The organism is Sphingopyxis sp. LARHCG72 (assembly GCF_052871675.1).
In genome coordinates, this window is record NZ_JBIXJU010000001.1 from 1029238 (window position 1) to 1050686 (window position 21449).

15 protein-coding genes are annotated in these 21449 nt (G+C 66.2%); 10 read left to right on the plus strand and 5 right to left on the minus strand.

The window, feature by feature from the left end:
• Positions 1-2: 2 nt before the first annotated feature.
• The 8 genes from ACIPPQ_RS04945 to ACIPPQ_RS04980 all read left to right on the plus strand — a co-directional run bounded on the left by ACIPPQ_RS04945 (position 3) and on the right by ACIPPQ_RS04980 (position 13348).
• The gene (locus ACIPPQ_RS04945; RefSeq protein ID WP_446543069.1) at positions 3-338 is read left to right on the plus strand and encodes a hypothetical protein; all 336 of its coding nucleotides are present in this window, start codon (positions 3-5) and stop codon (positions 336-338) included.
• Positions 335-709, plus strand: a complete 375-nt coding sequence (locus ACIPPQ_RS04950) for a GPW/gp25 family protein (RefSeq protein ID WP_446543070.1) — start codon at positions 335-337, stop codon at positions 707-709. Before ACIPPQ_RS04945 ends, ACIPPQ_RS04950 begins: the two co-directional genes overlap by 4 nt.
• Entirely contained in the window at positions 706-3186 is a 2481-nt protein-coding gene (locus ACIPPQ_RS04955; protein WP_446543071.1) for a baseplate J/gp47 family protein, read from the plus strand. The genes ACIPPQ_RS04950 and ACIPPQ_RS04955 overlap by 4 nt, the downstream gene beginning before the upstream one ends.
• Entirely contained in the window at positions 3183-5795 is a 2613-nt protein-coding gene (locus tag ACIPPQ_RS04960; protein ID WP_446543072.1) for a baseplate J/gp47 family protein, read from the plus strand. Before ACIPPQ_RS04955 ends, ACIPPQ_RS04960 begins: the two co-directional genes overlap by 4 nt.
• Positions 5792-8206, plus strand: a complete 2415-nt coding sequence (locus tag ACIPPQ_RS04965; RefSeq protein WP_446543073.1) for a hypothetical protein — start codon at positions 5792-5794, stop codon at positions 8204-8206. Before ACIPPQ_RS04960 ends, ACIPPQ_RS04965 begins: the two co-directional genes overlap by 4 nt.
• A complete protein-coding gene (locus tag ACIPPQ_RS04970) occupies positions 8203-11766 on the plus strand; it encodes a DUF6519 domain-containing protein (protein WP_446543074.1) in 3564 nt (1187 codons plus the stop codon). The genes ACIPPQ_RS04965 and ACIPPQ_RS04970 overlap by 4 nt, the downstream gene beginning before the upstream one ends.
• Before the next feature lie 358 nt (positions 11767-12124).
• On the plus strand, positions 12125-12793 hold the full coding sequence (locus ACIPPQ_RS04975) for a helix-turn-helix domain-containing protein (protein ID WP_446543075.1): 669 nt from the start codon (positions 12125-12127) through the stop codon (positions 12791-12793).
• A gap of 114 nt (positions 12794-12907) precedes the next feature.
• A complete protein-coding gene (locus ACIPPQ_RS04980; protein ID WP_446543076.1) occupies positions 12908-13348 on the plus strand; it encodes a hypothetical protein in 441 nt (146 codons plus the stop codon).
• Positions 13349-13368: 20 nt separating this feature from the next.
• Here the strand turns inward: ACIPPQ_RS04980 and ACIPPQ_RS04985 are convergent, their stop codons facing one another.
• The 5 genes from ACIPPQ_RS04985 to ACIPPQ_RS05005 all read right to left on the minus strand — a co-directional run bounded on the left by ACIPPQ_RS04985 (position 13369) and on the right by ACIPPQ_RS05005 (position 18980).
• On the minus strand, positions 13369-14325 hold the full coding sequence (locus ACIPPQ_RS04985) for a hypothetical protein (protein ID WP_446543077.1): 957 nt from the start codon (positions 14323-14325) through the stop codon (positions 13369-13371).
• Positions 14322-16796: a fimbria/pilus outer membrane usher protein gene (locus tag ACIPPQ_RS04990; protein WP_446543078.1), complete on the minus strand. Its 2475-nt coding sequence runs from the start codon at positions 16794-16796 to the stop codon at positions 14322-14324. Before ACIPPQ_RS04990 ends, ACIPPQ_RS04985 begins: the two co-directional genes overlap by 4 nt.
• 50 nt (positions 16797-16846) lie before the next feature.
• A complete protein-coding gene (locus tag ACIPPQ_RS04995; protein WP_446543079.1) occupies positions 16847-17626 on the minus strand; it encodes a molecular chaperone in 780 nt (259 codons plus the stop codon).
• A 57-nt stretch (positions 17627-17683) separates the two neighbouring features.
• Complete coding sequence (locus ACIPPQ_RS05000; protein WP_446543080.1) at positions 17684-18301, minus strand: hypothetical protein; 618 nt, start codon at positions 18299-18301, stop codon at positions 17684-17686.
• A gap of 163 nt (positions 18302-18464) precedes the next feature.
• Positions 18465-18980 carry a hypothetical protein gene (locus tag ACIPPQ_RS05005; protein WP_446543081.1) on the minus strand — a complete coding sequence of 172 codons (516 nt, stop codon included), beginning with the start codon at positions 18978-18980 and terminating at the stop codon, positions 18465-18467.
• A 466-nt stretch (positions 18981-19446) separates the two neighbouring features.
• On the opposite strand from ACIPPQ_RS05005, the gene ACIPPQ_RS05010 reads away from it, so the two are divergent.
• Positions 19447-20778, plus strand: coding sequence for a phosphotransferase family protein (locus tag ACIPPQ_RS05010; RefSeq protein WP_446543082.1), 1332 nt, complete (start codon positions 19447-19449; stop codon positions 20776-20778).
• Between the two features lie 19 nt (positions 20779-20797).
• A partial coding sequence (locus ACIPPQ_RS05015) for an acyl-CoA dehydrogenase family protein (protein ID WP_446543083.1) occupies positions 20798-21449 on the plus strand: 652 nt, incomplete at its 3' end.

The following is a 21449-nucleotide window of genomic DNA, read 5'->3' on the forward strand; positions in this document are numbered from 1 at the left end:
AGATGCCAGGACCGGTTCTGCACACGGGCGCTTCCGCCACCTGTCCCCATGGGGGATCGCTGAACATCGTCGCCGCGAGCCCGCGGGTAAAGGTTTCGGGAATGCCGGTCGCCGTCTTGACCGACCAAGGCGTCGTCGCGGGCTGCGCTTTCACCGTTCCGGGCCCCAAGCCGCAACCCTGCGTGACGACCAAGTGGACGGTCGGGGCGACGCGCGTGACGGCGAACGGCCAACCGCTGCTGATCAATCCCTGCGTTGCCATCTGCCAGAGCGCCGAACAGATTCCCGGCGGCCCGCCGATCATTTCCAGTTCGCAGACGCGGGTCGTCGCGACATGAGCCGGCTGGCCTTCCCCTTTGCTCCGGCGCGCGACGGGCGCGCGGCAACCGTCGCTTACGGCAGCAGCGCGCATGTGCGCCAGATGCTCGAACTGCTGATCCTGACGATGGCGGGCGAACGGGTGATGCGCCCCGACCTCGGCAGCCCGGTACGCCAGCTGTTGTTCGGGGCGGGCGAGGGTGCGACGGCGATCGCGCTGGAAGCGGCCTTGCAGGCGACAATCAATCAATGGCTCGGCGATATGTTGACCCTCCACGAACTGACGGTCGATTTCGACGGCGCCGAAGCGATCCTCGAAATTCAGGTGGCCTATGAGGTCCACTCGACGCGGACCGACGACCGGTTCAGCATCCGGAAGGAGCTGACATGACGGTCGATCGGTATATCTGCTGCAACGACCAGCGCCGCACGCTGCTGACCAAACCGCCCGCCGATGCGGCCTTTACCGGGATCGATTATATCGAGGTGCGCTCCGGGGAATCGACGCTCGATCCGGTTTTCATCGACATTGTGCTCGTCAATGCTGTGCCCGCCGGATCGCCGCCTTTGACGACCGCCAACTTCGCGTTGAGCGGCGGCATACGCCACCCCGTGCCGCAGGATTTTGCGCTTGATCCGCTGGCGGGCGATGATCGGCATTTCACATTGCGGATCGCCAGCGGGCAGCTGACCGATTTTTCCAGCTACCGGCTTTCGGTGGTGCGAAGCGCCGACAATGCCGCCCCGCCGACCTTCTTCGACCCGCGCCTCGCCGCAGTCGACTTCTCGTTCAAGATCGGCTGCGCGAGCGATTATGATTGTGCCCCCGATTGCGGCGAGAATGACGATGCGCTGCCCGCGGATCCCTCCTTCGATTATCGCGTTCGCGACTATCAGGGTTTTCGCCGGCTGATGCTCGACCGGCTCGCGACGCTGGTGCCGGGCTTTCGTTCCGACGATCCGGTGGATTTCACGACCACACTGGTCGAAGCGCTGGCCTATCGCGCGGATCAGCTCAGTTACAAGCTCGACTGGGTCGGCACCGAGGCATTCCTGTCGACGGCGCGCAGCCGGACCTCGATCGCGCGCCACGCCCGCCTCGTCGATTATGTCGTCGGCGAAGGCGCCAGCGCGCGGTTGTTCGCGCGCTTCACGCTCGCCGACGCCGCCGACGATGGGTTTGAGCTGCCCGCCGCTACGCCGCTCTTGCTCGGCGAGGCCGGGGAACGCAGCGTCATCAAGGCGTCGGACTATGCCCGGCGCGTCGGCAATCCCCCTATCATATTCGAAACGGTCGCGGCGCTGCAGCTGTGGAGCTGGCGAGACAGCATGACCGTCCATAGCTGGGCCGCGGACGAATGCCGTCTTCCGCAAGGCGCGCTGGCGATCACGCTGGTCGACGGCAGCCAGGGCAGTGGCGCGCTGACACCGGGCGATTTCCTGCTGCTTGCCGAGGCCCGGTCGCCCGTAAATGGCCAAGCGGAGGATGCCGACCCGGCGCACCGGCATATCGTCCGCCTGACCCGCGTGACGCCGGTGACCGACGTGCTCCAGCCGCTCTTGAAACTGGTGACGGTCGAATGGGACGAGGCCGACGCCTTGCCGTTCGACCTGGTTATTCAGGCAAAGATAGAGCGCGATCCCGTCTCGACGGCGCCTTTTGCGGAGGTGGCGGCGAATATCATGCTCGCCGATCATGGCGCCTCGCTGCCTCCGTCGCCCGAGCTGGCTTTAACGCCGGCCGAAACAAGGGCGGTGCGGCCCGAATTGATGCCCGATGAGCCGCCTGACGAGGGAATATGGCGCCCGGTGCTCGATCGCGGCGATGTGGCGCGCATCGCACCGCTCGACCTCGACGATGCGGACGCGTCGGTGCCCGCCGCGCGGCTGGCGATCGCTACCCCGGGTACTCATGCGGCCGCCTTGCAACTCGACGATGATTTCCGATCATGGACGGCGCGGCCGGACCTTTTGGAAAGTACCCGCTATTCGCGCGACTTCGTCGTCGAACAGACGATCGACGGGCGCGTGGCGCTGCGTCCCGGCGACGACGTCCATGGCCTGCGTCCGACGGTCGGAATGCGTTTCAGCGTCAGCGGCCGGTTCGGTCGCGGGACCAAGGGTAATATCGGGGCGGATGCGATTGGCCAGCTGGTGCTGAAGGATGCCGAGGCGGACAGACGGATCGCGGTGACCAATCCGCTGGCCGCGCGCGGCGGGGCGGATCCTGAACCGGTCAACGAGATCAGGATCAACGCCCCGGTCGCCTTCCGCCGCCAGGAACGCGCTGTGGTCGCCGACGACTATGCGTATGTCGCCCGCCAGCATCCCGGCGTCGCCGACGCGGCGGCGGTGCCGATGTGGACGGGGGCGTGGCAAACGATCATGCTCTATATCGATCGCAAGGGCGGTGCCGCGGTCGATGCGGCGTTCCGGGCCGACCTGCTGCGCCATATGGAAAATTATCGCCTGATCGGTTTCGATATCGCGGTCAGGGCGGCGCGGCTGGTGCCGCTCGATATCGAACTGATGGTGTGCGTCGCCCCGCACGCGCTGCGCAGCCATGTCGCGGCAGAGCTTCGCACGGTGCTGCGGCCCGGCAGCAGCGACCGGCCGGGCTTTTTCCATCCCGACAAATTCGATTTCGGCGCGCCGCTCTATCTGTCGCGGCTCGTCGCCGCTGCGATGGCGGTGGAGGGGGTCGAAAGCGTCACGGCGCGCAAGTTCCAGCGTTTCGGCCGGATCGCCGATGGCGAGATCGCCGCGGGGGTCATCAAGCCCGGCGCGCTCGAAGTGCTCCAGCTTTCGGACGATCCGAGCTTTCCCGAACAGGGCAGGCTTGGACTGGTGATGGGAGGCGGGCGATGAGCAGCGAAGCGGCCTGCGCGTGCGGCACCTGTGCAAGCTGTGGCGGCGCCGCCGCAGTTTCGCGCGCCGCGGTCGGCGACGCGCATCTTTTTCGCCAGGCGGCGATCCGGCAAAGGATGATGCGCAGCATCGCCGGCACGCGCATCGACCATGGCCGGCCGCTTGCCGGCTTGACGACGCGGGGGGGCGACGATCCGGCGATCGCGCTGATCGATGCCCATGCGGCGAGCCTGCACATCCTTGCCTGGTACAGCGCGCGGCTGGCGGCCGACGGATCGATCCTTTCGGGGCAGGATCGCGATGCGCTGGCGCGGTTGACCGGCCTTGTCGGCTATGTGCCGCGCCCGGCGCTGTCCGCGACGACGACGCTGGCCTTCACGGTCGACACGATGGCGGGATCGCCCGAAAAAGTCCGCGTCGTAAAGGGCAGCAAGGTCGCATCGGTGCCGGGGCAGGACGAAATGCCCCAGATATTCGAAACCGATGCCGAACTGACCGCGGTTGGCGCGTGGAACGCGTTGCGCCCGCACCAGGCGAGAGCTCCAGTAACGACCGACACGGATATGCTGTGCCTTGAAGGTGTGGGAAGCGCGGCCGCGATCGGCGATCTGGTGGCGGCGCCGCTGACCGCGACGGGGCAGGTGCGGTGGCGCGTCGGGCGCATCGCCGCGCTTGAACGCATATCCGACCCGTCGGTCGACGGCGCGCCGTTCACCTGCCTGCACCTGGCACAGCTGCGGACGATTTCGGGGAGCCCGGCGGCGGCGCAAGCCTATGCCGGGCGGGTCGTCATCCTTGGGCAAGCGGCATCGCCGTTCGGGGCGACCGCGCCCGACATCCGCGCGATGACCGACGAGATCAAATGCGCGTTTGGCGATGTGGGGGCATCGGGCGGTGAAACCGCCGAAGAGCTGCACCGGATGTGCAATCCCGATGCTGTGACCGAATGGGCCAACTTTTTCGTGGGGACGGGAGGTAGCTTCGGCAGCAAGAAGGGTGCCGAAACGAGGAAGCTCGATCTCGACGCTGTCTATCCCGGAGCGGTTGCGGGGCGCATCTGCATTTTTACGCCGCCAAGGATTGCCCGGACCGAAGAAGTGCCGATCGAGGAAACTCTGGCCCGGATCGACTATGTCGAGGAGCGAGCGCGCAGCGACTTCCTGATCTCGGCCAAGGTGAGCCAGATTACGCTCGACAAGATCGAACTCGATCCCGCCGCGGGCAATAGTTTCGCATGGTTCGTCCGCTCGCTTGCGATCAATATCGAGACCGAGGTGCAGCGGCTCTATCGCCCGCCCGTCGATGCCGCGCTTCCCGGCACTGCCGACAGGCTCGAGATCGAAGGGGCGGCGCTGCTGCCGGTAGGACGCCGCGTCGTTCTGACCGGACAGCGATGGATGAATGAGGCGGGCAGGGAGGGCGAGATCGTCAGCGAGGTTGCGACGATCGCCGAAGCCACCATATCGAATGGCCGCACCATGCTGCGGTTCGAGCGTCCGGTGAAGATGCGCTTCCGGTCGACGACGCTTCGTCTGCTCGGCAATTGTATCGGCGCATCGCATGGCGAAACCCCCGTGCAGGGCGCCGAGATCATCGGTTCGGGCGATGCCGGGCGCCGCAACCAGCGCTTCGCCTTGAAAGGCAAGCCGCTCAGCCATGTGCCCGCGGCGACCGCACGCGGCTATGCCCCGGCCATCGAGGCGCGCGTGGACGGACGGCGGTGGCACCATGTGGCGACATTGGCAGGACACGGCAGCGACGATCATGCCTTTACCCTGCGCACCGACGGCGAGGGGGCGAGCGTCCTGCAATTCGGGGGCAGCCTGCCGAGCGGCCTGCACAATGTCACGGCGCTGTATCGCACGGGGGCAGGCCGCGCGGGCAATCTGGCCGCCGGGCGGCTGACGATGGCAATGGCGCCCGTCGCGGGCATCTCGAAGATCGACAATCCGGTGCTTTCCGAAGGGGGAAGCGACCCCGAGGCGATCGACGTGCTGCGCCATGCGGCGCCGCAGTCGGTGCGGACGCTCGACCGCGTCGTCAGCCTGTCCGACCATGCGGCCTTTGCCGCGGCCTATCGCGGGGTCGGCAAGGCGCTGGCGACCGAGCTGTACCAGGGGATGCGCTCGTTCGTCTGCCTGACGATCGCGACCAGCGACCTCGCTTCGCCGGCACCCGATTCGGACATCGTGACCGGCCTCGCCGATGAGTTGAAGCGAGTGACGGTCCCCGGACGCCAGGTCCGGATCGAAGGGTTCGACCTGATCCACCCAACCATCGCGATTGCCCTGGCGACCGACCCCGACCTCGTCCGCGCCGATGTCGAGACGGCGGCACGCGCGACGCTTGCCGAACGTTTCGGTGCCGATCGCAGGCCGTTCGGCCGCGGACTGCATCGCAGCGAGATATTGGCCGCCGTCCAGGCGGTTCCGGGCGTCGAGGCGGCGCAAATCAGGGCCTTCACACTTGGCACCGGGCATCCGGCGGAAAGCGAAGGCCGACTGTTGTGCCCGGCACCGTCGATTGATCCCGATACTGGCGCGCTGCTGCGCGCCGGCCTGCTCGCGCTCGATCCAGCGCGCCTCGCCTTTGAGGAGCTTGTCCTATGACCGAGCCGGCTGGCAGCGCGCGGATCAAGGCGGAGGGCCAGCGTCTGTTCGCGCTGTTGCCTACGCATATCCAGACCGTCGATGCGGCACAGGGTTATCCGCTGCGCGCTTTGCTCCAGGTTCTGGCGTCGGGGGTGGTCGAGGTCGAAGGCGAAATCGACGCCCTCTATGACAGCATGTTTGCCGAAACCGCGCCCGAAGCGATGCTGCCCGATATTGCGGCGCTGATCGCGGCCGAGCCGCTACAGCCATTGCCCCCGGGGACCGGACAGAGCATGCGCGCCTATATCGCCAACACGATGCGCTATCGGCGGGGCAAGGGGACGGCGAGGGTGATCGAGGCGCTGGCCAGCGATGCCGGCGGTTTCGGCGCGGTGGCGGTCGAATATTATGCGCGGCTGGCGCGCCTTGCGCATATGGCGGACATCCGCCCCGATCGTCCGGGGGCAGCATCGCTGATCGCGGGCGGCACGGCGGCCGCCACCGCGACCGCGTTCGACCAGCTTCCCCGTCTCGTCGACGTGCGGTCGATCGCGCGAACCGGCGGACGGCACCATGTCCCAAATGTCGGCGTCCACTTGTTGCGCCCCGTCGCGCCGACGTTCGACGCGGCGAAAGGAGTGGGTCCCTACAGCGAGGCCGATCTCGCGGCGGTTCCGCTGGCACGGCCGTGGCGGATCGGCGGGCAGGCGCCCGCCGGATATTTCCAGCTCGCCCCGGTCGACGGCGAACGGTTGCGCCTGTTCAATCCCGACCGGCGCTCGCAGGACGCGAATGGCCGCGTCGTCGAAAGCGATCTCGCCGACCGGCTGCGCCGGCTTCCTCTCCATCTGGAAACCGAGGAACTGCGGGAGAGCGCGCTCGAAGGCCGCGATCCGCGCCTAGCATCGTCGCCGTGGTTCGACGGGCTGGCGCGTCCCTTTGCCATTTACCTCGGCCGCGAAGTGGGCGGCGCGATGCAATATCGCCGCGTCCCCCCGGCCGAAATCCTGATTGCCAACCTAGACGACCCGCCAGCCAATCTGGGCGACCGGCCCGCCGCAGAGCGCGCGCATCGCTGGTTCACCGGCGACGCGGCAGGGCCGCAGCAGCATGATGGGAACAGTGCCATCGCGTGCGGCTTCGATCCGGTGACCGGCCGGCTGATCGTTGCAAACACGGCACCGGGATATGCGGTCGAAGCGGTGCGGATCGCCTATGCAACCGGGACCGGACGCGAAATTGGCGCGGGGCCGCACGATCGCAACGACGCCGACGTCCCTTTCGAGGTGATCGACAAACCGTCGGGGAGCACGCTCGTCTGGCTGGTCGGCGCGTCCGACGATCCCCCGCCCGCCGGGGTGAATGTGGCGGCGTCGCTCGCGGCGGCGCTGACCGCATGGAACGGACAGGACCGCACCGGAAAGCGCGGATTGATTGTGCTGCACAATTGCGGACGCGCGATGGGCGGGAGCTGGTCGATCAAGCTTCCGAAGGGCAGCGAATTGCATATCGTGGCGGCGCGCTGGGTCAGCCCGCAGGTTCGCCCGGGCATTGATCCGGACGCCGCCCGGCTGGGGTATGTGGTGCGGCAGGCGCGGCAGTTCGCGGTCGAGGCACGACTGCGCGTGAAGACGCAGACCGGAGGTGCCGGGCGGCTGGTCCTCGACGGGCTTATCCTCACCGCAGGACTCGAACTTGAGGCCGACAGCGTGTCGGACCTGCTGGTCCGCCACTCGACGCTGCGCGCACCGGGCAGCTCGGCGCTGAAGTCGGTCGGCAGCCTTGCCGGCGCGTCGATCGGGATCGACCATTGCATCACCGGAAAGATCGAACTCGACGGCAGCCAGGGCGGGCGGCTGTCGGTGCACGACAGTATCGTCAGCAGCGACGGTGCCCTTGGTATGGCGATTGCCGCCAAAGGGATCGACGCCGATTTCGCCAACCTGACGCTGATCGGCCCGGCGCATGTGAAATCCGTCGAGGCCACCAACGGCCTGTTCGTGGGTCCGGTGACCGCCGAGCGGACGCAGGCGGGATGCGTTCGCTATAGCTGGACAGCCGACGGCTCCTCGCTTCCGCGCCGCTTCCGCTGCCAGCCCGACCTCGCGCTCGCTGCGGCCGCGGAGCGGAAGGGCGACGCGCTCACCGACGAAGAAAAGGCCGACATCCGCCTCGCGGCTGCGCCGACCCTGCTCGACACCGCGCTCGACGAGCCGACGCTCGCCATGCTCCATCCGATGACCGGCGATGCGATCGCGCGGGGCGGCGAGGGCGAAAGCGAGATGGGCGCCTTCTCGCGCTCCGCAACCGCGCTCCGCATGGCGAATGTGCGCAGCCTTTTCGACGACTATCTGCCGTTCGGCAATGAAGCCGGACTGATCGACGACACGCGTTCAAGCGCGGTCAGTATGCGAAGGAACCGGCCATGACGATACGCAGCGACGCCACAAGACTGCGGATTCCGCAGCGCGACGCCCGTCAGTTGCGCGCCGTCGTGGCGCGGCAGGGGCAGGTGCTGCTCGACGCCGATATCAACGGGCAGGCCGAAACGCTGCTCGCGCGCATCGAAGAGGAAGCGCGCGATACGATGGGGTCGCCCGGCCGGCTGGTCGTGCCCGCGGGCACCGGCGCCTTCGCCGCGACGATCGCTGGGTCGCCCGCAGTCGTCTCGATCGGTGCGGGGGATGCCTATCTCGACGGCTGGCGCGTCGAGAATATCGCGGCGTGCACTCTCGCCGGTCAACCGCACCCCTATACGGGAAATGTCGGCGCCACTGCGGCGCTGGTCCTGAAGGCGCTCGTCCGCCATGTCGACCCGGTCGAGGACAGCAACTTTGCCGACAGCGCATTAGGCGATGCGCAAGCGTCGGGGCGATCGATCAACGACTGGCGCGTTTTCCCGCTGACCCCGGCCAATAGCGCGGCGACGTGCGACACGATCCTGTCAGACGACAATTGGCGCGCGATGGCGCTGCCGTCGTCGGGCAAGCTAGCCTTCATCAAAAAGACCGGTGGATCGTCGACCGATCCCTGCTCGCTGACGCCCGGGGGCGGCTATACGCGCCTCGAAAACCTGCTCTACCGCGTCGAGGTGCACGGCGGGAACGCGCTCGAGCAGACCGCCGACGGGCCGCGTTTCGGCCTCGACGGGCTGAAGCTGAAACTGTCGCGCCGCAACGCCAGCCTGATGGTGCAGGTGAGCGAGGTCAACGGACGACGCCTGACGGTGACGCCGCCTTCGCTGGATCCGCGCAACTGGTTCGCGCCGGGCACCTATGCCGAAATCCTGTCGATCCACGACGACCTCGACGCCGCCCCGGCGGTCACGCCCGAACGGTTGTTCCAAGTGGCGCTGGCGAACGACGACAGTGTCACGCTTGTCGAGCCGGCGAGCGGCGCGGTCGCCAACACCGGCGTCAGCGACGACGGCACGTGGTTCCTGCGCCTGTGGGATGCCATCCCCGCCGGAACGAACGGCACGCCGGTCGGGATGGCCGCGGCCGCGCTGGCGCCGAACGGCAGCGATTCCGCCGTGATCGATCTGGGCGACGGGCTGACGATCCAGCTCACCGGCGGGGCGGCCGCGCGCTTCCGCCGCGGCGATTACTGGACCTGTGCGGTGCGCGCCGACGGGTCGATCGCGTGGGACAGCGGCAATCTGGCCGACATCGCCGAAACGCCGCATGGGCCGGTGGTTCGCTACGCGCCGCTCGCGATGATCAAGGCGGCTGAGATCGAGGATTGCCGTATCCCGCTCGCAACACTGACCGACCGGGCGCTGCTCTATCGCGGCGGCGACGGGCAGAGCGTGTCGGCTGAAAATGCGGCGGGGCACGTCCCGCTGCCAGCCAAGCTGCGCGTCGCGGTGATGCGTGGGCAGACGCCGGTCGATGGCGAGCGCGTCAAATGGGAATTCCTTGGCCCGGCCGGTCGGACCGGGAAACTGGAAGCCGGGCCGAACGGCCATGTCGCGGCGTTCGAGCAGGTGACCGGACCCGACGGGCTGGCCGAAGTCAGATGGTCGCTCGATCCCGCCGCGGCCGACGAGACCCACCAGGTACAGGCCAGCCTTGTCGGCGGCCTCGCGCCCGGAACCCCGCCGATCATCTTCTCGGCGCGCTTCCACACGGACGGCGATCATGGCGGCTGTTCGACCTATGTGATCGAGGAGGGGAGCAATTGGGTCGAGACATTGCGGTTCATCGACTATGACGAGGATGTCGCGATCTGTTTCCAGCGCGGGACCTTTTCGACCTCGCTGTTCGTCGAACTGAACGGCAAGGGCAATGTCCGCATGTCGGGGGCGGGAGACGGGACGCGCATCGTCGCCAAAAGGGGCGAATGTGCGATCCTGTTCGACGGCTTCGCCAGCGTGACGCTGCGCGACCTGCGCGTCGAAACGCTCGATACACCGCACGCGCCGACCCCGCCGAAGTCCGATGTCGAGGCGTATGAAAAAATCGACGCGATCAGGCAGGATCGCAAGGGCTCGATCACGATCCGCAACACCGCGATCGTCGATGTCAGCGACATGACGCTGCGCTGCGGCGGGGATATCGAGACCGGGCGGACGTGCCTGACCGTCGCCGGAGATAAGGCGAAGCCCAGCCCGCTGGTCCGCGTCATGCGCAACCGGCTGATCACCGGCTATCTCCAGGACGGCATTTTGGTCACCGACGCCATCAACACGATCGTCGCGCAGAACGAACTGGTTGTCGGCGGGCGCGGCAGCAAGCTCAACGACAATCGGCTGATCCACAGCAAGGCGTGGGCGAAAGCGGTCGCGAAGGCGCTGGTGCGGCGGGTTCGGGGGGGCGACGCCGACACGCGCCGCGACCCCGACGACCGCCGCATCCTGTCGTTCGGCGATTTGCAGGCGGTCTTCCCGTCGTCGGTGCCGCAGGCCGAATGGGATCTGATGCTCCGCGCCAATCCGCTCGTCGGCGATACGACCCCGGCTGCAATCACCGCGCATGTCGAAAGCCTCGCGCGCCGCGCGGCCGAGTTCGAGACGGGGACCCCGACGGTGCGGCGCTTTGTCGCGCAGGGGCGGCGGCGCACCGCGACGCTTGCCGACGGCGCCCGCGAAGAGGCGCTGCTGTCGGCGCTGCTGCCGGGCGGCGTCGAGGTCGCGACCGGGCGGGCCGCCCGTCCGACGCGCCGGCCGCCGCGCCGGACCCGGAACGGACCGCTGGTGGTCGAAGGCGACTATCTGATCTACGGTAGCGTCACCGCGCTGCTCGACACGCCCATCGCGCTGGAGGACTGGCAGGCGCTGTTTGCCGACGACGCGGTCTATACGCTGAACGAACCGCGCGACATCGACGGCTTTGCCGAACGCCTGATGGCGGTCGCCTATGTGATGGCGACCGACAACCGGCTGCGTGCGCGCCACCGAAATGTCGACCAATGGTTCCGGGCGCACGCGATGCCGGCCACCGCGGCGGCGCGGCAGGGCATAACATGCGGCGGCGGGCATCTGGGCGAGGTGACCATCGAGGGCAATCGGATTTGGGGTTTCCTGCAGGGCGTCCACGTCGGCGTCAGCGCGAATGACGACAAGAAGCAGATCGCGCAGAATGTCCGCGTCAGCGACAACGCGCTCTATCTGCGCGCTCCGTCGCGGGCGCATGAACGTTCGTCGGGGCTTTTCGTCGGCAACGTCGCCACATTGCGCATCGAACGCAACCTGCTCGACTGGGCCGACGATCAACCCGATGCCGACACCCGCTTTCGGTTTGGCATCCGCGTCCACGGGCATCTGGGGCATTTCATCATCATTGCGCAGAACCGCATCGGAATTACCGACATGGAAAAGCAAGAGGGTGGCTTCGCCTTCGTCGGAATCCGGGTACACAGCGTCGACCGGATTGATAAAGCTGGCGGTTATCTCTGGCTCGCCGCCGAGAATCTGGTCGCCGGGGTGCCGCCGCACAATGTCGTGCACGGCGATCCGCCGATGCGAAAACGCGACAATGTGCCGGCTTGAGCCGCTATTGCCGCTTTGTCCGCCGGCTCGCCTGTGCTATAAATGCGGAAGCGGCGCTATGCGTGGCCATCCAGCATGACAATTTGTCCGGCTGGAACGGTGGCCGGTCTGGTCGAGTCCGTTAGCGACGTGGGGGGTCAGGTTTAGAGCCGCCCCCCCACAGTCTTCCTTCACCCGCTCCTGTCGCCGACACGCAACAGCGCGTCCTGCCGCCCGCGCCGCGCGACCGGACGATGATGCACCGCATTGAAGCGGCGCATTGCCGCCTTTATGGTGGCGCGGCAGCATCCGCTGCCTTTCGCAATAACGGTCTGTTAACTGATGGCGGTTGACTAAGTGCCTATTTGAAAGCGCACAAATGGTCATAACCGCATATCTTGACGATCAGGAACCGCAGGGCGGAAAGCGGCGGAATGCACGGCGAAACCTGCGCCTCCAGACCCAGGGTATCAGCGCCGCGCGCGGTGCGACCGAAGTCCTTATTCACAATATATCGGCGTCGGGCCTGCTGCTTGAAAGCGAGGCCGCGTTGGCGCCGGGCGAGGAAATCGCCATCGAGCTGCCCCATGCAGGGACGACGGCGGCGCGCGTCGTGTGGGCGAGCGGCCGGCTTTACGGCTGCGAATTCGACGTTGCCCTCTCTGCCGGCGCGCTGAGCGCGGTCGAACTGCGCAGCACGGTCAGCCGCGATATCGCCTCGTCCGACAAGCAGCTGGCTTCGCCGCCGGCGGAGGATTTCGGTCACCGCCTGAAACAATTGCGCAAGGCGAAGGGGCTGACGCAGGCCCAGATGGCGTCGCAACTCGGGGTCAGCATGCCCGCGATCTGCGCGTGGGAAACCGGCAAGGCGCGCCCGCGCGATGCCCGGATGAAGGCGCTGGCGAATGCGCTGGGAATTCCCATGTCCGAACTGTTCGGACCCGATGTTCCCGAAATGCTTGAAGATCTGCTCGCCCGAAGCCGCGAACAAATTGCCCGGGTCGTCGGGACGACGCCGGACAAGATACGGATCATGATCGAAATATAGGAAGTGATGCCTGCCTTTGGGACCTGCCCGGCAAGGTTAAGATATTTAACCATGGCGATTAAACACAACTTTAGACGGGCGGTCTAGAGCGGTTCCTGAAACAGGAGGCTAGCTATGCCAAGGGCAGGATTTAACCGGAGCGCCGCAGTGCTCGTCGCGATCGCAGCGGTGGCAACGCCTGCTTCGGCGTCGGACGGGGCGTCGCTCACGATCTTCGCGCGCGTGCCGACGGTGTGCCAGGTCAGCGTGGCCGCCAGCCCGGCACAGCCGTTCCGCGCCGGGACGAACAACCTTGGCGTCATGACCGAGCTTTGCAACAGCATGGCGGGCTATACGGTGACGCTGAACCACCCGGCCGGGCTGACCGACGCCTGGGTCGAGGTCGGCAATGCCCGGGTTCCGCTTTCCGCCACGGCGACGCACACGATCATCGTCGACGCGGCGTCGGCGGAGTTTCGCGAACGGCCGCTGCGGCTGGTCCTCTCCGAAGACGACACGCTCGACGGGGATATCGCCTTCAGTCTCGATGCCCAGCCCAAAGGGCTCGTTTTCTAGAAGGTCGCTAATCGAGGCTGTCAGCCCCGCGTGGCCGAACATCCTTCGCCGCCCGAAAGGCCAAGACGCGGCGCAAAGGTCAGCGTGACGATATCGCTGTAGGCGCCCGCCGGCGCCTTGCGCAAATCGTCACCGTTGAGCTCGACTTGCAGGGTGTGGCCGCGCCCGCCGGGCGCCGGCGTGCGGTCGCAAACGATGCGTGAGCGGTCGGACACCGCGAAACCCGACAGTTTCAGGCCATAGGGCACCGCCGCGTCGTCGCGGTCCGATCGCTTCAACGCGCCGCGCTCGGTGTCGACGCGGATATCGTAGGGAATGGTCGATTGCGCCGTCACGGTCAGACCGCGAATCTGGTTTCCGCCGGTCGCATCGATCTCACCGAAGTCGATACGGCCGCGTCGAATTCCGGGCGAACCGACAAAAGTCGAAATCCGTTCGGGTACCCGCAGGTTCACGGCGACCTGCCCACCCGTCTGGATGCTGCGGTCGATTTCGTCGCGGCCGGTATAACAGATGAAGCGAAGCTCGAGCGGCTGGTAATAGTCGCCGGCGCCGATGCCCTGGCCCGCCGGGACCTGGATGCGAAATGTCTCGTTGACGCTATCCCCCGACCGCGACGGGCCGAACTGGATCAGCGCGCCGTTGGTCGCGTTGGGCTGCTCGGCGCCGGAAACGAAAACGATCCGCCCGCTGTCGCGTGTCCAGCGAATATCGTATCGAACCGCATCGCCGCGACCGAGCGCCGCGCCGCGTTCGATACGGCCGGGATCGGCCAGAACGACGCGTACCGCGGTAATGTCGGGATCGAGGCGCCGGGTGCGCAGCGTGAAGGTCCGCTCGACGCCTGCGGGGCTGAACGGGTCATATTGGAGGCTGAGTTCGCTCGACGATGCGCGAAAATCGGCGCAACTGGCCAATGCGGCCTGCGGCACCGTGCCGGCGGCGGCCGCGATCAGGATCATTGCTGGCGTTTTCATTTCCGTTCCTCAGGTTCCAGGACGCCGCCGCGTTCCATTCCGGTGCTGGCTGCGGGAATTTCGATGCGATAGATCGCGGTGCCGTTCGGCGTCGGCATTTCGATACGCCAGCGGCCCGGGCGAAGCCCCTGGACGGCGAAGCGGCCCGACCGGTTGGTGAACATACCAACCGGTTCGCGATCGGGCAACGCATCCTCATAGGCATAACCCGCGACCAGGCTGAGCGGCTCGCCGCGGCCGTCGAGCAACTGGCCCATATAGCTGATGAAATAGTCCGAACCGATCTCGACGACATGGCCCGACCGATAGGGCGGCTGGAATTGCAGGATGCCTGCCCCCAGATCATAACCGGCCTGCGCTTCGGGAACATCATAGCTGAGCAGCCGCGGCGTATGGGCGTTCAGTTCGGGCATCACCGCGCCACCGAAAGCCCCCGATCGCGCAGTATATTCGTTCCTGCGCGGGTCGAGGTAGATGGCCGTCTTGCCCAGCGATTCGTGCTTTTTGACGATCGCAAAGCTGTCGTAGATCGGCCGCGAGAGGGCGACGGTTCCGTCGGCAAAGGCCAGCGAGAAGGCGCTGCGAAGCGATGTGCGCTGGTCGATGATTCGCCCGCTGTTCGAGAAGGAGGTCAGATGCGATGCACCGACTTCGGCTCGGTTCGCGATCATGCTGAAGTTGGCGTTGGCGCCGACCGAATCTTCCACACGATCGATATTCACCGAACCATTATAGGATCCGACGCCCGTGCCGCTCGACCGCTGATAGCCGACTCGTGCGCGTTCGCGGCGCGTATCAAAATCCGCCGTTGCGCTGGACTTGCGGTCGAAGCGATAGGTGAGCGAGAACCGCAGGCCGAAACCGGAGCGCTGCTGGCGATCTTCGTACGACGCCTCGGTCGTGAGCAACAGCCGCTGATTGGGCCGCCAGCCATGGGTCGCGCGGAACGACGACTGATTGGGATTGGCGCCGCGGCCAACCGAATAAAAGGCGTCGGCGCTCACATAATGTTTTGCGCCGAGCGATTGCGAAAAGGTTGCGCCAAACTCGTAAGCGAAGGGATTGTTCGCGACAATTGCGCCCGGCGTTGCGAATTTACGGCTGATCGTCTGGAAAGTCGCGGTCAGCGAGCGCGAATTGTTGTTCGACCCCAGCTGCGTGAATTCATATCCGACGTTAGCGGCATAGCCGCTGCCGATCCCCTCGTTCTTCGATCCGGCAAGATTGAACGCCAGCGTTCCCAATGGTGCTGCCCAGACGATTTCAGCCCCGCCGACGCCGCCCTTGTTGGTCAGCTGGAAATTGCCGCCCGCGGTCAATTCGTCGGTCAGGCCGCGGCGATAAAAGCCTGAAAAAACGGGCCTGTCGCTATAGCGGCGCCCGTTCAGGCTGAAGGGCGCCTCGACACCTGCATAGAGACCGAATTCGGTCAATCCGGCGGCGAGAAGGGTGCGATCGAAGTTCAGCGAAAAGGACACGACCTCTTCGCGTCCCGTGTCGTCGCGAATGATCAGCCGGACGTCGTTCGACCCCTGCGCGAAGGGGAAATCGCCGATGTCGTATGTGCCGGGGTTCAGGCGCGTCTGCTGGACCGTTTGCCCGTTGACGATCGTCTCGATCGTCGACGGGCGGGTTAGGGTGAAGGACCGCTGCCCGCGCGGCTGGATGTTCCGCTGCGGCTCGAGGTCGGCATAGACGCGCACGATCGAAGCGCCCGCCATGGGCGACGCGCCCGAGAATCCGCGCGAGATCGGTTGCAGGTCGCCGGCGGTGTAGCGTGCCGTGCGGCGCAGGTCGTCATAGACGAGGCGTGTGCCCTCGCGCCGGAACCGCCGCTGGATGCTGGCTTCGTTTTCCAGCACGAAACCACCGAGGCGCGCCGCGCTGTCGAGGATGATATTGGGCGTGGAAAGACCAGTATCCTCGCCTTTGTGGACATAATCCGCATTGATGGCCGCGGTCACATAGGCCGAGAAATTCGCCGGCGCCACGATGGGCCCCGACAAGGGATCGATCGTGCCGGACACGCTGATCATCTGTCGCGGCCGGAGCGCCGGGTCGACGTCCAGCCGCAAGCCGAAGTTCGACGGGTCGTAAGTCAGGCGGACGCCGAGGCCGGCCAGTTCGGTCGTTGGGATCGTGTAGCGATCGCCGATCGCCACGGTCAGTTGTTCCAGCGCTTCCGGAGTCAACACGCGTTGCAGCATCGGCAACAGCATTTTTGCGTCGATGAGGATCCGGTCATCGGTCGTTAGCGTGTATGAGATGTCGCCGAGGATAAACTCATTGTCCAGCAACGGCCCGCCCATCGGGATGTCGCGGCCGGTCGGGTTCAGCCGCTGTGTCGGTTGCTGGGCGGCGGCCGCGATGCCGAGTGGGGCGGCGCCGGCCATGCCCGCGGGCAGCGGGCCCGGCGCATTGGCTCCGGGCGCGATATCCCCGGCCGCCAGTCCCGCCACGGGGTGGGACAATATAAGCCCTCCCAGGGCCATCAGGCTGGAACGGGAACGGCGCACGGTCTTCAGTTGCTTCCGGCCAGTGCCAGTTCGATCGACAGGGTTCCGGCCGCTTGCGGCAGTTCAACATTGACGGGCAGGATGCGGCTCTGGCCGGACGGGACAAGGCCCATCCCCATGCGCTGGCTGATCTCGTCGGGTTCAAAGGTTTTGCGGAAGACCTCTTCGCCACCGGCGCCACGCTGGACGATCGTCATGCGCCGCTGGCCGACATAGGCATAGGTGGTCCCGTCATTCCTGATCGTCAGGACGGGGCGCGGCTTGCCATTGGCATCGAGATCGATGCGCGCTTCGGCGACATGCAGTTCCGACGTTGCCGAAGCAGCGCCAACGCTGACGAGGATCTTGAAACGATGCAGGACCTGGATCGCATTCTGGTTTTCGGACAGCGCGACCGGCAATTGGGCTGCGGTCACATAGAAATGCTTGCTTTCCTTGAGGTCGGGTTCGCCGACCCACTGGACGCGAAATGCCTGTGTCTGGCCGCCGGGAATGGTCGCCTGGGCCGGGAAGATCAGCAGGTCTTCGGCCTCTTCATCCTCGATTTCCTGCAGCTCGCCATTCACGATGCGAATGGGATGCGCCGTCAGTTCCACGGGGACGGTTTCGGGAAATGTGTTCTGCAGGCTGATGATCGCCGACGCGCGTCGGCCCGCCGACTGCAGGTCGACGATAACGGGCTGCACGTTGATCGCTACCACCGGCACGACAAGTGCCAGCAACAGGAGGACGGCGATGACGCAAGCCGCCCAAGGGCGCGAGAGACGCGGAAGAGTGAAGGTCATATTTTTGGATTCGCGAAAATATCCGGGGGCAGGGCGAACCCTGCCCCCGGAAAAATGTTACGACGCCGGCGTCAGTTCGATGGTGACATAGCCGGTGTAGTTTCCAGCGATCAGCCGACGATCGGTGAGCGACGACCAGTTGGTTGCAACCGGGCTGGTGCCGTTCGACGAAGCGACGGCGTCGCCCTGCGATGCTGCCTTCACGAATTTGATGTGCGTGTTGGCGTCGCCGGCGCTCGTGTGGCCGCCGAAGGGCACGCCAACGGTCGAGGCACCCGCGACCGACGTCGTGTCGAGCGGCAGGCCGTTGATCGACGTGTCGAGGTTGTAGCGGACATGCTGGGCATAGCCGCCGGTCGTCGTGCTGGTGCCGCTGAAGCCAACGAGCGAAAGCACGGCGCGCTCGACCTTAACCTGGCTGCCTGCCTTGTTGCAGAAGGGGATGACCTTCGCCTGGTTCAGCTTCGACGCGATTTCTTCGGTCACGTTCGAACGGACCTTGGCATCGGTGCCGGTGATGTCTTCGAGCGAGATCAGCGACGACGAGGCCGAGATGCCGCACTTGCTGGCGACTTCGGCGTTGATGTTGATCGTTGCGGTTTCAGCAGCCGATGCAGCGCCGGCAGTCGCGGCGAAAACGACGGCCGTGCTGGCCGCAAGGATGATACGCTTCATAATATTCAACTCCTCTTAAGTTAAATGACGTCCAGGAATGTGGACGCGGGTAAATCGAGGCCGGCAGATGGCCCCATCGGCTTCGCCGGTGCCCGCGAAGGGCTTGTCCGGCGTGTCAGCGACGCGTCGACCCGCGCGCCGCACTTCGTGGAGTGGGTCCGCATTATCCGCGAGGCCCCACCACCAGAATCAATGTGTCCTTGTATCGGCCGGCGGCGAGCCGGCGCGGGAGTGTCGACTGGGCGGGCCAGTCGATCGTGATGATCGCGTCGCGGCCGACGCTGATCCCGCGGCCCGACTTCAGACCCTTGCCCGCGCGCGAGGCGGCAAAATCGCAATTGCCGTCGCGCGACAGTTCGCCCGACCGGCACCGCTCGCTGCGGACGATGCCGCGGTCGGTTTCCAGAGCAATCGCAACACGATAGGATTTGCTGAAGGCGTAGCCCGAGCCGTCATCCCTGGCGTCGAGGTTGACGAGCGCGCCATTTTCGGACGTCACGCCCACGGCATAGGGGGTGTTGCAGTCGAGGCCGACCTTGATCGACAGGCTGGCGGCATCCTCGAGGTCGCGCGGTGCATCGACGCTCGCCGGGCCCTTGGCGGTGAAGCCGCAGCGCTCCTTGATCTCGGCGGTGACATCGATCGCGACGGAATCGGGGTGGGCCTGTGCAGGCGCCATCGTGGCCAGCAACCCGGTAGCGATACACGCAATTCGAATTGCGGACAGACCGAGCCTGCCCCCCCAAAGCATTTGCATCATTTCCCCCAACCACATGTGTGGCGAACCCCCCGGCTCGCTTCACAGACGCGGACGCCGCGACGGACGTTTTGGCTCTTCAGTGGGGCACCTTCTAAAAAGTTAAGAAAACTTAAGCAAATTGAAAGTTTGATTAATATTCTAAGTGCCCGTTTTGGGACACCCGGACGGCCGCATGTTAATCCCGGCGCCGCGCCCGGAATTTGCCGTCATCGCTCGCTGCCGGATCGGGAGGTCGGGCACCGTCATCTCTCTGCTTGCCCATGATGGCGTCGATCGATATAGTTAGCATACTAAGGAATCGGTTCGGCCGACGGGTCTGGCGAGTGCGGGGAATGTTTCGGAAAATGCGAGTTGAGCGAAATGCGTGCGCGCGGCGGAGGGACGCATGACGTCTTTCTCTGAACTCTTATCGTCATTGATGGCGCGTGTTTCGGGTGTTGGCGTGTTGTCGGGGCTGTCGCGCTTGTCCGGCGGTGCGAACATGGAGAGTTTTGCGTTCGACTGGGCGGGGAGTGGCTATGTCCTGCGTCGCGCGCCGTCGGCGGCGTATATGGCGGACCGCCCGTTCGGGCATGTCGACGAGGCGGCGCTGGTGCGGGCGGCGTTCGATGCGGGGGTGAAGGCGCCCGAAGTCGTCGGCGTGCTGGAGGATGGCGACGGGCTGGGCACGGGCTATGTGATGCGCCGCGTGATGGCGGAGGTGTCGCCGGCGAAGATCTTGGCGGACCCGCCGCCGTCGCTGCTCGCCGACCTGGGGCGCGAGCTCGCGCGCATCCATGCGATCCCGATGGACCGCGTGCCCGATGCGATCCCGCTGATGGATACGGGCGCGGCGCTCGCCGAGCTTCGCTCGCGCTTCCTGTCGTACGGCGGCGACCGGCCGGTGATCGCGCTGGCGATCAAATGGTGCGAGGATCATCTGCCCGAGGCGGCCCCGCCGGTGCTCGTCCACGGCGACTACCGCATGGGCAATGTGATGGTGGATAGCGAAGGGCTTGCCGCGGTGCTCGACTGGGAGCTCGCGCACCGCGGCGACGCGCATGAGGACCTCGCGTTCGGCTGCATGACCGTGTGGCGCTTCGGCCAGCTCGACAAGCCGGCGTTCGGGGTCGGGAGCCTCGACGATTACTTCGCCGCTTATGAAGCCGCCGGGGGCTCCCCGGTCGACCGCGACCGCTTCCGCTTCTGGCTGGTCTACCGGACCTTGTGGTGGGCGCTCGGCTGCCTGCAGATGGGGCAGATGTGGCGCAGCGGCGCCGACAAAACCGTCGAGCGCGTCGTGATCGGGCGGCGCACCGCCGAGCAGGAGCTCGACCTCGTGCGGCTGCTCGAAGCGGAGGCGCCCGAAGCCGAGCAGGCCGCCGCCTTGCCTCCGTCGAAGCCGGTCGTACCGGAACCCGCAGGCGAGCCGACGAACCGCGAGATCGTCGAGGCGGTGCGCGACTGGATCGAAGGCTCGATCAAGCCCGGGGCGCAAGGCCACGCCAAGTTCGAGGCGGTGGTCGCGATGAATGCGCTCGGCATCGTGCTGCGCGACCTCGATGTCGGGGTGCGCGCCGAGGATGCGGCGCTGGCCGATGCCTTGCTGTCGGGCACCGCGACGCTTGCCGAGCCGGGGCTGCTCGCGAAGCTGCGGCGCGCCGTGCTCGACAAATGCGCGGTCGACAGCCCCAAATATGCCGCACTCGCGGCGGCGCGCGCCGACTGGCGCGGATAACAGGACAAGGGAGAGAGACATGGATTTTGCGGTTCCGGCCGACTTGCAGGCGTACCTTGCCGAACTCGACGCGTTTATCGACGCCGAGATCAAACCGCTCGAGCTCGAAGGCGACAATATCCGCTTCTTCGACCACCGGCGTGAACATGCGCGCACCGACTGGGACAATCAGGGGCTGCCGCGCCACGAGTGGGAGGAACTGCTCAAGGCGGCGACGCGCAAGGCCGATGCCGCGGGGCACTGGCGCTTCTCGGCGCCGAAGAAGTACGGCGGCAAGGACGGATCGAACCTCTGGATGGCGGTGATCCGCGAGCATCTCGCGGCGAAGGGGCTGGGCCTCCACAACGACCTCCAGAACGAGCACAGCATCGTCGGCAACTTCCCGTTCGTCGAGATGTTCGAGCAGTTCGCGACGAGCGACGAACAGAAGCGGGAGTTCATCCTCGGCGGGTTCGAAGGCAAGCGGCGCACGGCGTTCGGGCTCACCGAGCCCGACCATGGATCGGACGCGACGTTTATGGAGACGCGCGCGGTCAGGGAGACCCGCGACGGCGTCGACGGCTGGCTGATCAACGGCGAGAAGATGTGGACGACGGGGATGCATGTCGCGACGCACTGCGCGACCTTCTGCCGCACCAGCGGCGACGACGGCAGCGCGAAGGGCATCACCT

Bases quoted from the DNA above. Each gene is read 5' to 3' on its own strand.
- ACIPPQ_RS04945 (WP_446543069.1), top strand. From the start codon at position 3: ATGCCAGGACCGGTTCTGCACACGGGCGCTTCCGCCACCTGTCCCCAT.
- ACIPPQ_RS04955 (WP_446543071.1), top strand. From the start codon at position 706: ATGACGGTCGATCGGTATATCTGCTGCAACGACCAGCGCCGCACGCTG.
- ACIPPQ_RS04975 (WP_446543075.1), top strand. From the start codon at position 12,125: ATGGTCATAACCGCATATCTTGACGATCAGGAACCGCAGGGCGGAAAG.
- ACIPPQ_RS04985 (WP_446543077.1), bottom strand. From the start codon at position 14,325: ATGAAAACGCCAGCAATGATCCTGATCGCGGCCGCCGCCGGCACGGTG.
- ACIPPQ_RS04965 (WP_446543073.1), top strand. From the start codon at position 5,792: ATGACCGAGCCGGCTGGCAGCGCGCGGATCAAGGCGGAGGGCCAGCGT.
- ACIPPQ_RS05000 (WP_446543080.1), bottom strand. From the start codon at position 18,301: ATGAAGCGTATCATCCTTGCGGCCAGCACGGCCGTCGTTTTCGCCGCG.
- ACIPPQ_RS05005 (WP_446543081.1), bottom strand. From the start codon at position 18,980: ATGGCGCCTGCACAGGCCCACCCCGATTCCGTCGCGATCGATGTCACC.
- ACIPPQ_RS04980 (WP_446543076.1), top strand. From the start codon at position 12,908: ATGCCAAGGGCAGGATTTAACCGGAGCGCCGCAGTGCTCGTCGCGATC.
- ACIPPQ_RS04995 (WP_446543079.1), bottom strand. From the start codon at position 17,626: ATGACCTTCACTCTTCCGCGTCTCTCGCGCCCTTGGGCGGCTTGCGTC.
- ACIPPQ_RS04960 (WP_446543072.1), top strand. From the start codon at position 3,183: ATGAGCAGCGAAGCGGCCTGCGCGTGCGGCACCTGTGCAAGCTGTGGC.
- ACIPPQ_RS04970 (WP_446543074.1), top strand. From the start codon at position 8,203: ATGACGATACGCAGCGACGCCACAAGACTGCGGATTCCGCAGCGCGAC.
- ACIPPQ_RS04950 (WP_446543070.1), top strand. From the start codon at position 335: ATGAGCCGGCTGGCCTTCCCCTTTGCTCCGGCGCGCGACGGGCGCGCG.
- ACIPPQ_RS05010 (WP_446543082.1), top strand. From the start codon at position 19,447: ATGACGTCTTTCTCTGAACTCTTATCGTCATTGATGGCGCGTGTTTCG.